A 10,583-nucleotide genomic window follows, 5' to 3' on the forward strand; every position below is an offset into this window, starting at 1 on the left:
CAACATTCCGGGCAAACGTCATGTTGGCGGCCTGTCTGATTTGGCTGCAATAAACTTTTTAGAAACAGCCCCTAGGGGCTGTTGCCACAACTTTTACACATTATTTCAGCAGACACAGTCAATCAGCTGTACATGCTCCACCTGCCTTTTCTCGTCTCCCTTCTCTTTTCTGGCAAAAGTGCGCTGGGGAAAGGATGGAGGCCTTGGAGGCACGGGAAACGGGGACGTGCTTTCCCGCCCCATGCGGCACTTCTGGATAAGAGATCTGTCCATACGAAGTCATTGAAAGTTTTCGCCAACCATCTAACCAAGGACTGGCTATGGAGTTTTCTGGTGTACTTGTCGGCCTGGGGAATCCCGGCCCGTCATACGAGGGCACGCGCCACAACTGCGGCTTTGCGCTTGTGGAGAGCCTTTTGCGGACCGTCTCCCGCGATGGCGGCGACGCGCAGGAGGTCAGCGGCGGTAAGTTCTCCTGCCGCCTCTGGCGGCTGCGCTCGCCTCTGCTGGGCGGCGTCTGGCTGGCGGCCATGCCGCAAACGTACATGAATCTGAGCGGGCAATGCGTACAGCCGCTGCTGGCCTGGCACAAGGTCTCGCCTGACCGCCTGCTCGTGGCCCATGACGAGCTGGATATCCCGCCGGGGGAACTGCGCTTCAAGCTGGGCGGCGGCAATGCGGGCCACAATGGCCTGAAGTCCATCACGCAGCAGCTCGGCACGCCGGATTTTTACCGCCTGCGCATCGGCATAGGCCGGCCGCCTGTCCGCGGTGACGTGAGCAACTGGGTGCTCGGCCGCCCTGCTTCCGATGAGCAGACGCGCATAGATGACGCCCTCGACCGGGCGCTCAAGGTCGTTTTCGCCTTTGCCGACAAAGGGCTGGATGCCGCCGTACGCGCCTGCAAGCCGCCCAAGGAAAAGAAGGAGAAAGCAGACAAGGGCAACACCATAACGGCATGATTGATTTGCCGCACACCAAAACATAAGCCACCCGCCTTGCGGGTGGCTTTTTTCGTGCCGTTCAAAATTTGAGGAGAAGGAGAACCTCCTCCCCCCAAAAACAGGAGCAAATACGAGCTCCCTCATGACGCATGCAGCTTGACGCCCATAACAGACAAGGGGGACCTTTCTCGCGAAAGGTCCCCCTTTTTCAGGTCAGTCGTCAGCCAAAGGGCTTAGAAGTCCATCTTGCGGCATTCTTCCAGCGCGGCCGCCTGTTCCTCAAAGGAGGCGAAGCCTGCCTGATGCAGCGCATCTTCCACCGTGCTGTCCCAGTTCCAGGTCGCGTAGATGACGGGCTTGTGGAACATGGAGCGGAAGCCTTCCAGTTCGGCACGGTAGAAGTCTTCCTTGGGGGTATCCAGATGCTCGCGCAACTGCTCGTGACGGCGTTGCAGTTCGCCTTCGTACCACTCCTGGATATCCTGCGGCAGCGTGTACTTCTTGAGGATATGGCCGTAGCCGGCCTCTTCCATCAGGGCGGCAAGATGCTTGTGATGCTGCTTGCCGAGCCATTCACCCAGTCGGGAAGTGGGGATGTTTTCCGCTTCCACGGCGGCGATGTCCTTCACCGTCTGGAAGTAGGTGTCCGGCACGACGGAGGCGGAAACGATGCCCGCAATGGCCACCAGACCACGCAGGATGACGCTGTTGGACACCCCTTGCCCGCAGAAGCCCACCTTCTTGCGGTACTTCTGCCCGGCAAAGATGCTGACAAGGATGGCCCACACCACGGCGGGGTCTTCTTCATCGTAGATGTGGGACAGGCGGGAGTTGTCGCGGTCGGTCGCCAGCACCATCTGCGTCATGTCATTGGAGCCGATGGAGAAGCCGTCGAACTCGCTGATGAACTGCTTGGCCAGGATGGCGTTGGACGGTATCTCGGACATGAGGATGATCTTCAGCCCGTCCTCGCCGCTCTTGAGCTTGTGCACCTGCTCCAGATAACTCCGCATGGAGCGGGCCTCCTCCAGCGTGCGGACAAAGGGAAGCATCATCTGGAGATTGCTGCCGCCGTACACGCCGCGGGCCAGCTTGAAGGCCTCGATCTCCCAGTCATGGATATTGCGGGAAACGCCACGGTAACCCAGCATGGGGTTATCTTCATGGTGCTCAAAGAGGCTGCCGCCGATGAGGTTGCGGTATTCGTTGCTCTTGAAGTCCGTGGTGCGGTAGACGATGCTCTTGCCGTAAAAGGCCATGGCAAAGAGGGCAAGGTTTTGTGCCAGGGTCTGCACATAGTGCTCCTTGCCGGTACGGTAGCCGCGGGCCTTGATGAGGGCGCGGATCTTGTTGGGCAGATTGCGCACATCGTCCATTTCTTTCTTGAGGCCGGCGCGCAGGCTCACTTCTTCACGCAGACGCCCGATGTTGTCCAGCAGGGCCTTGACGGCAGGCAGATCCTTCACGCGCTCCACACGGTCGGCCACGCTGGCCTCGATCTCGGCCATGCGCTTGGCCTCTTCGGGGTCGGCGGGATTGAGCAGGGCCAGTTCGTCGTCATAGCCCATGACGATGCGCACATGGTCGGCCAGATCGTCGGAGGTCTTCAGCACTTCCAGGCGGCGGGAGGCTATCTCGAGATGCTGGTCGATCTTGTGGTCCAGCTCGCGCATCTTGCGGTGCAGCAGGAGGACTTCCTCGGCATTGGCGCTGGTATCCGTAGCCGCCAGGGCCGCCGCTTCGGCGGAAAGACCGGTGATCTCGCCCACATATTCACGCAGGTTGAAATTGAAGACGATGAGACCGGCGGCCATCTGTTCGCGCAGCACTTTGGAGAGATTGCCCGCCAGCTCGCGCAGCTTGGCCTGGACGATGCTCTCCAGCTCGCCATTGTCGAAGGCTTCCAGCGCGCGCGGATGGATGCTGATGTTGCCCAGCATGAATTCGGCGCGCAGCAGCCCCACTTCAAATTTGGGGAAATTACGCAGACGGGAAAGGAAGAGCGCCTGCCCCACGTCGGCCAGCACCAGGCCGACCTTGGTACGGGTCACGGGCAGCTGGGCCACATCCATTTCGCCGCCCACTTCCTTGAGCGGCAGCAGGCCACGGTACACGCGTCCGCGCGTCCCGTCCACCGTCACTTCCGCGCCATCCAGCGCCCGCAGCACATCCAGCCGCTGGATGCCGATAACCGCGGCGATGCCCAGTTCACGCGAAGTAATGGCCGCATGGCTCGTGTCGCCGCCCACGTCGGCCATGATGGCCGAGGCCACGCGCATGCCCGGCACCATGTCGGGATCGGTACGCTCGGCCGCCAGCACATCGCCCTTTTCCACCTTGTTCAGCTCCAGCGCCGAACGCAGGAAGCGCACCGTGCCCTGGCCCGCGCCACGGGAGGCGCCGTTGCCTTCCACCAGCACTTCGGCGGCGGCAGCAGCCTTGGGATCCACTTCCCGGCGGCGCATGAAGATGGTGGTAGGATGATTTTCCAGCTCTTCGTTCCAGCGCGTCTCAGGACGAGCCTGCACGAACCAGAGTTTGTCGTTGGCATCGATGCAGAACTCGGTGTCCATGATCATGCCGCCGTAGGCCTTGCTCACGGCGCGCACGCCCTTGGCCACGCGTTCGGCCTGACTGAGCGACAGGGCCCAGCGCAGAGCCTCCAGCTCGGGCACTTCCACTTCCCGGGTGCCGCCCTTTTCGTCATAGACGATCTTCATGTCCTTGCAGCCCATCTGGCGGATGACCACGTCGCTGCTATCATCACGCTGGAAGACATAAAGCTTGTCGGGCGTCACCTTGCCGCCCACCACCGCCTCGCCGAGGCCGTAGCTCGTATCGATGCTGACAAGATCCTTGCGGTCCGTCCCGCGGCAGCCCGTGGCCGTATCGGCGGAGAAGGCCGTGCCCGACACCACGGGATTGATCATCTGCATCATGCAGACGGACAGGGAGGTATTTTCGATGGCCCATTCTTTCTTGGCCGTTTCGGCAATGGATTCATCTCCGGTCTCTTCGGCACGGGCGATGGCATCCAGGATGGCCTCGCGGCGGTAGGTCATGGAGCGCAGATTATAGGCGGAGGAGCAGTCCCAGTGGTAGGCTTCCACCACCTTGTCGCCGCCGACCATGTTGAGATAGGTGTCCTGCAGGCCGGCAAAGGCTTTCTTGCGGGAGTCCTCCCCGGCAGCGGAGGAGCGCACGGCGACCGGCGTCATGTCGTCGCCATTGTCCGTGCAGATGGCCTGATAGGCGCCGCGGACGGCGGTGTTCACATCCGCGGGCAGGTCCACGGACAAAATGGCGGCCTGCACCATGACCGAACGCTTGCGCAGCTGGTCGATGCCTTCCGGGGAGGTGGCGAAGCCGTCCACCACATTATTGATGAACGTCCGCAGCTTGGTATGTCCCTGCTCGGCTTCGGCCTTGGCGGCATCATGAATCTGCCGGCCGAGCTGGCGCACGAACTTTTGCAGAAAATCAGGGTCCTGATTGATCTCGGGATCGTTCCAGTCGATGCGACCGTATTCCTTATCGACTACGCTGCGAACAACGCGACCGCTCACCTTTGTCTCATCAAGCAGATGATGGAAGGCCTTTGACGAGATGGCCCGGAAATACGGGGCCTGGATGCCTTCGATCTGACTGATGAGCGCGGTATTATAGTTCTTGCCGCCCACAAGCAGCTCGGCCTCTTCGCCCAGTGCGACGATGTCCGCACCGGTGAGGACAAGCTTCTGGCGAATGGCGTCAAGGCTTTCCTTATCATTTTTGCCGCCTGATTTGGTGACAGGGGTCTTGTTGGGCATGACGTCCTCCAAAGTAATAGGGATGGATGACCGAACCATTCTAGCGCGCCCGCCCGCAACTGTCTACTGTCGCGGGCAGACAGGCGGCAATGGCTTAGACGGGCGAGCCGCAATAGGGGCAGAACGCGATATTCTCCATGGGAATGGGCTGTCCGCAGGCCTCGTTACGGCAGGTGCGCGGCACGGGGCACAGCTCCACGATGAGCTCGCCTTCCCGCACGGAGACCATCTGCTTGTTTTCCTTGAAGTCCGCCGTCTTGAGAACGCGCTTGACCATGGCGTCCGTGGGCGCGAGCACAGCCTTTTCCTGCTTCATGATGGAGACGTTGAACAGTTCCTCGCCTTCCTTCACGATGTCGCCGGGGTGCACATACATGACCCACAGATCGCCGTTGCTGGGCGCGGCCACATGGTACTTGTTGGCGGGATCGGCCATAGTGATGCCGCGCTTGGCCTGACCGACCTTGTCATTGACCTGCACTTCACAGCTCATAATCTCCGAATCAAGTACATACCGGCAGATGGACACGCCGGCCTCGTTGGGACGGGAGATGCTGAGCAGGGCCAGATAATGCGGCTTGCCGCTCGTGTCGTTGAAGCTCAGATCCTGTCCGGGCTTGAGGCCTTCGAACCAGACATGCAGCGGCAGATTGTTGGGATCGCCGAACTTGGCCCGGAACTGCATGGTCTTGAGCGCGTCGCCGGGATGGTTGAGGTACATGACGAATTCCTCTTCCGTGGGCTGGCGCTTGATGAGATCGGCGCAGGCCTTGTGTTCGGCGGCCAGATTCACGTCCGTCAGCGATTCCAGCGGCGAGGCCTCGGTGCGGTTGGCGATGGCACTCTTCCATTCGGAGCCGAAGGCGCTCTCGTAGACCCAGTCCGGCGGGAAGCCCAGGGGAAGCCGACCGAACTTGCCCAGCAGCAGGTTACGGAAGGCGTCGTTGCAATCCTGGTAGATATTGAGGCGCGCATGGCGCATCTGTTCGCTCAGCTCGCTTTCGGGCCGGCTGGTCACCTCGTGCAGCACTTCCAGCAGGTAGCGCACCTCTTCTTCGCCGCCGCGCTTCCAGGCGCCGGTCACGGCCAGGAAGGCCGTGTTCCACGTCACCTGAGAGCCGGGCGTCACGTCATGGTAGCGCACGATCTGCCGCGTCCCTTCTAAAAACTTGAGCATATAGGGCAGCAGATGGATGTAGCCCTGTTTCATGGCCCCTTCCTGCGAGGAAGAGGTCGCCCCGCCGGGCATGCCGTGCAGGGTCACGTCGTAATCGATGCCCTTGAAGTACGGCGAGCAGTAGCGGTCATAGTAGGGCATGATCTGCTTGCAGACGAAGTTCGCGTCGCGGATGGCGTCCTTGTTGAGCTGGCAGGTGAGCCCGAGCTCATCTTCCATATAGGCCATGGTGGACAGCACGTCCCCCTGGCCGTAGGAGCGCACGGCCGAGCCCAGACCCACGTCCACGATATGCGCGCCGGCCTTGGCCGCCGCGCCGCAGGCGGGCACGAACAGGCCGTCCGTATAGTGACGGTGCACATGCAGCACGAGTTCCGGCCAGGCCTTGCGCAGGGCGCTCACGAGCTCGGTCATGAAGCGCGGCGGGCAGACGCCGGCCATATCCTTGAGGCCGAGGATGATGTGGCGGGAGGCCTCGCGCGGATCCACGCCCATGATGTTCCCCATCATGCGCAGGATGGCTTCGGTCACGCCCAGGTAGTGCGGCACATCGAATCCCTTGGCCCAGGACAGGGAAAGGGCCGGCTCGAACACCACGTCCTTGCGGGACATGACCACTTCCGCAATGGGACGCATGTTCTCAACATGATTGAGGAAGTCGAAACAGCGCACCACGGAGTAGTGATCGCAGATCATTTCCCCGGTCAGGCGCATGAGGTTACGCGGCTGCGGCGTGTAGCCCAGCACGTTGGTGGAGCGCACCAACAGCTGTTTGTGCGTCTTGGGCGCAAAGCTGTTCCATTCGCTGGCTTCGCGGAAAGGATAGGTCATATTGGCCATCATGGCCACATGGAAATGGGCCCCGCCGCCATTCTCGAGAGAGAAATAGCCCACATTGTCCAGATAGGGGCCGATGAGCCTGTCCTCGGCCAGCCGGAAGCGGTTGCCGGAATTGGACTGGGTGAAGTCACGCGCCGTGGTGTCGGTGAAGTGCACCCGCCCCGAATCGCGCACATAGTCCAGCAGGGCAAGCCGGTCGCCGTGCGGATAGGGCGAAGGCTGGCGGCGCGTGCTCGAGGGGATGACCGGCAGCACCGGGTCGAAGACGCCAAGTTCAGGCGTGGTGGCGGAACGGTATTCCCCGAGCTGGAGGAAGGGATTGTACCCTCTGGCGGAGATCTCGGCCACCAGTCGGGCAAGGCGTTCGCTCTCCGGCGCAAGGTCCAGATACTGCATGAGTTCAGGATGCGCGGCAATGAAGTTGGTATTGACGTTGCCGCCGCGGAACAGAGGATGCTTGAGCACCTGCCGGAAGAAGGGGATGGTCGTTTTCAGACCGCCGATGATGTATTCCCCGAGGGCGCGCTCCATGATCGCCACGGTCTTCTCCCAGTCCGTGGCGTAGGTGATGAGCAGCGCTCCCGCCGAATCGTAGTTGGCGGGGAACTCGTAGCCCGCGCAGATGTTGGAGTCCAGACGCACACCGGGCCCGCCGGGCGAGACATAGCGGCTCACCAGCCCGGAATTGGGCGTGAAGTTGTCCTGCGGGTTTTCCAGATTGATACGCACCTGCATGGCCCAGTAAGTCGGGCGCAGCTGCTCTTCACGGTAGCGCAGCTCGGCGCCGAAGGCCACGGCGATCTGCTCTTCCACAAGGTCGATGCCGTAGCGGGATTCGGTGATGCCGTGCTCCACCTGGAGACGGGTATTGACTTCGATAAGGTAGGGCTGCCCTTCGGGCGTCACCAGAAATTCCACCGTGGCCAGCGAATGGTATCCCACGGCCCGCACCAGCCGACGCGCATAGTCCTTGAGCTGTTCGCGCAGATTGCGGGTGATGCCCTTCCACGGCGAGGGCGTGATCTCGATGAGCTTCTGGTGGTTGCGCTGTACCGAGCAGTCGCGCTCGTCAAAGGCGAACACATTGCCGTACATGTCGGCGATGACCTGGATCTCGATATGGCGCACATTGTCGAGGAATTTCTCCACAAAGAGGCGCGGGTTGCCGAAGGAGGCCTGCGCCATGGTGGACGCCTTGAAAAAGGCGTCTTCCAGATCCGCCTCATTATGGATGGCGAAGATGCCGCGTCCGCCGCCGCCGCCCTCGGCCTTGAGCATGATGGGCAGACCCATGTCGTTGATGAGCTGCCGGGCCGTGGGAATGTCCACCGCCCCGTCGGAACCCGGCACCACCGGGATGCCCAGCTTGCGGGCGACCGTGCGGGCCTGCACCTTGTTGCCCAGCAGGTTCATGGCCTCGGCCGTGGCGCCGATGAAGGTCAGGCCGGCTTCCTTGCAACGCTGCGGAAAACGAGTATCCTCGGAGGCAAAGCCCCAGCCGGGGTGAATGCCGATGACGCCGTGCTGTTTGGCCTTGTCGATGATGCGATCTATATCAAGGTAGGCGCGCGGGTCGGAGCCAAGCAGGATGAGTTCCTGCGCAGCGGATGCCGCCGGGGCCGTCTTGTCCACGTCGGTCGCGGTCATGGCCGCAATGGCGTCGAAACGTTCACGAATGGAGCGGCAGATGCGGCGTGCGGGGATACCGCGGTTCGCCACAAGGATGGTCTTGCCCTTGAGAAACTCCTGAACCTCAGCAAAGCTCTTGTTGGCCATGTGCTACGCCCTTTGATTGTCGTACGGAAGACGCAGGCTCCCGCTGTAAAAAATCCTCTCCCCGTTTCCGCACAGCAGACGAGCGCCGCCGTCGGCGTGCAGGCCGGCAAGAATGCCTGAAACAGTCTCTTCTCCGTCCTCGATGACCACCTGCCTCCCCTGCCAGAGCAGATGGCGGCAGACCGCCTCCTGACAGCGGATCATGGGAGAACGACGGGCAGTATATGCGGAATACAGGCGCTTTACAAGCATGGGCCACAGCCTTTCCGCGGGCGGACAGCAGGCGGCCCCCCCGGGCCAGACCTCGGCAAGGCTTGCGGCCGGCAGCGCGGCCCCGGCCCGCAGGAGTTCCCGGTCCGGCCGCCAGATCACGTTGATGCCGATGCCCGCGCAAAGCACGCCCCCCCTCTCTTCCATCAGGATGCCCGCCACCTTGCAGGGACCGTCCGCCGTTTCCACCACCAGATCGTTGGGCCACTTCACGCGCACGGCCAGCCCCAGCCCGGAAAATGCCGCCGCCAGCATGAGGCTCAGGGCAGGCGTGGCCTCGCTGCCCAGAAAGGGATCGGCCTGCGGCAGGCGCAGCGTGGCGTAGACATTGCCTGCCGGCGACAGCCACTGCCGCCGCAACTGGCCCCTGCCGCTGGTCTGCCGCACGGCCTGCACGCTCTCCCACGCGGACAAAAAGCCGCCCTCCATCAGAGTGCGGGCCGCATCGAGCGTGCTTGCCACCTCGCCCAGCCGCCAGACAAGAGGACAGCCCGTACTGTCCAGCCGTACAGACGGGGCCCGCCCTTCCGGGCAGCCGGATCCCGTCCGGGAAAAAGAAGTGCATTCGTCACATGCTTCTGTCATAGTGTGTCCATGAACGTTTATCTTGTGGGGGGCGCGGTGCGCGACCTGCTGCTGGGTCGCCTGCCCCGTGAATGGGATTACGCCTTCGACGGCAGCCGGCAAGCCTTTCTGGCGGAACATCCCGATGCGGAAGCGGTCGGGGCCGTGCAGGTCTGCCTTTGGCGGGGCTGCGAATTCATGCCGCTGCGGGGGGCCTCCCTGCTGGACGACCTGCGCGCCCGGGATCTGACCATCAATGCGCTGGCGCTGGACGCGGCCGGCCGCCTGCACTGTCATCCGCAGGCCCTGCACGACCTGCGGCACAGGCTGCTCCGTCCGGCTTCCCCCACGGCCCTTGCCGACGACCCCGGCCGGGCCTTCCGGCTGGCCCGCTTTGCCGCCTGCCTGCCGGACTGGCGACTTGCCCCCGAAGCGGAAGAACAGCTTCACCGTCTCGCTCCGGCGGCGCTGGCCGCCCTGCCCGCCGAACGCGTGGGCCGTGAGCTGCTCAAGGCTCTGGACGGGCCGGCCCCTGGCCGCTTTCTGCGCGTGCTGGCCGCCGGCGGCCGCCTTTCCCCCTGGTTTGCCGAGCTGGAGGAAGCCGGGCGCATCCCTGCGGGACCTCCCCTCTGGCACGGCGATGCCTCCGTACTCGACCATACCTGTACGGTCATGGACCGCTGCGCCGGCGATGCCCTTGCCGCCTGGATGGCCCTCTGTCACGATCTCGGCAAGCTTCGTACGCCGCCGGATCGCTGGCCGCATCACTACGGGCATGATGCCCTCGGCGTGCCAGTCGCGCAGGCGCTGTGCCGACGGCTGGCCCTCTCGAACCTGCATCTGAAAGCCGCAGGAACCGCCTGCGCCGAGCATCTGCGCGCGGGACGCTATGATGAACTGCTCGTGGGGACGCGACGGGACCTCCTCTGGCGGGTGGAGCGGCAGGGCCTGAGCCGCCCCTTCTGGCGGCTGGTGGATGCCGACAGCCGCCACGACTGGAGCGAACGGGCCAAAAAAGAGCTGGCCGTCCTGCGCGCTGTCCGCCTGCCGCACGAATGGCGCAACCGTGGCCCGGAATCGGCCCGGCAGCTGCGCGAACTGCACTGCGCGGCGCTGGCCGCTGCCGCCGATTGATTTTTGCGGGAGGGGGAACCCCTTTCACTAGGGGCTGTTTCTAAAAAGTTTATTGCAGCCAAATCAGAC

General features: G+C 63.0%; 5 protein-coding genes. 2 read left to right on the top strand and 3 right to left on the bottom strand.

The features are described from left to right. Positions 1-320: 320 nt before the first annotated feature. Positions 321-962, top strand: a complete 642-nt coding sequence (gene pth / locus Q0J54_RS11160; protein ID WP_296305737.1) for an aminoacyl-tRNA hydrolase — start codon at positions 321-323, stop codon at positions 960-962. Between the two features lie 215 nt (positions 963-1,177). Here pth and Q0J54_RS11165 read toward each other — a convergent pair whose 3' ends face one another. From Q0J54_RS11165 to Q0J54_RS11175, 3 genes are all read right to left on the bottom strand, one after another. Next, complete coding sequence (locus Q0J54_RS11165) at positions 1,178-4,753, bottom strand: PEP/pyruvate-binding domain-containing protein (protein ID WP_296305739.1); 3,576 nt, start codon at positions 4,751-4,753, stop codon at positions 1,178-1,180. 94 nt (positions 4,754-4,847) lie between these two features. Beyond that, positions 4,848-8,546 (bottom strand): pyruvate carboxylase, encoded by a 3,699-nt coding sequence (locus tag Q0J54_RS11170; RefSeq protein ID WP_296305742.1) that lies wholly within the window; start codon positions 8,544-8,546, stop codon positions 4,848-4,850. A 3-nt stretch (positions 8,547-8,549) separates the two neighbouring features. Continuing rightward, positions 8,550-9,401 carry a biotin--acetyl-CoA-carboxylase ligase gene (locus Q0J54_RS11175; RefSeq protein ID WP_296305743.1) on the bottom strand — a complete coding sequence of 284 codons (852 nt, stop codon included), beginning with the start codon at positions 9,399-9,401 and terminating at the stop codon, positions 8,550-8,552. A gap of 9 nt (positions 9,402-9,410) precedes the next feature. Between Q0J54_RS11175 and Q0J54_RS11180 the strand changes: the two genes are divergently transcribed. Then, positions 9,411-10,514 carry an HD domain-containing protein gene (locus tag Q0J54_RS11180; RefSeq protein WP_296305744.1) on the top strand — a complete coding sequence of 368 codons (1,104 nt, stop codon included), beginning with the start codon at positions 9,411-9,413 and terminating at the stop codon, positions 10,512-10,514. Positions 10,515-10,583: the final 69 nt, after the last annotated feature.

Source organism: uncultured Desulfovibrio sp. (genome assembly GCF_944324935.1).
Taxonomy (GTDB): domain Bacteria; phylum Desulfobacterota; class Desulfovibrionia; order Desulfovibrionales; family Desulfovibrionaceae; genus Desulfovibrio.

Excerpts from the sequence above, each read along its gene's own strand:
- pth (WP_296305737.1), top strand. The coding sequence starts at position 321 with ATGGAGTTTTCTGGTGTACTTGTCGGCCTGGGGAATCCCGGCCCGTCA.
- Q0J54_RS11170 (WP_296305742.1), bottom strand. The coding sequence starts at position 8,546 with ATGGCCAACAAGAGCTTTGCTGAGGTTCAGGAGTTTCTCAAGGGCAAG.
- Q0J54_RS11180 (WP_296305744.1), top strand. The coding sequence starts at position 9,411 with ATGAACGTTTATCTTGTGGGGGGCGCGGTGCGCGACCTGCTGCTGGGT.
- Q0J54_RS11165 (WP_296305739.1), bottom strand. The coding sequence starts at position 4,753 with ATGCCCAACAAGACCCCTGTCACCAAATCAGGCGGCAAAAATGATAAG.
- Q0J54_RS11175 (WP_296305743.1), bottom strand. The coding sequence starts at position 9,401 with ATGACAGAAGCATGTGACGAATGCACTTCTTTTTCCCGGACGGGATCC.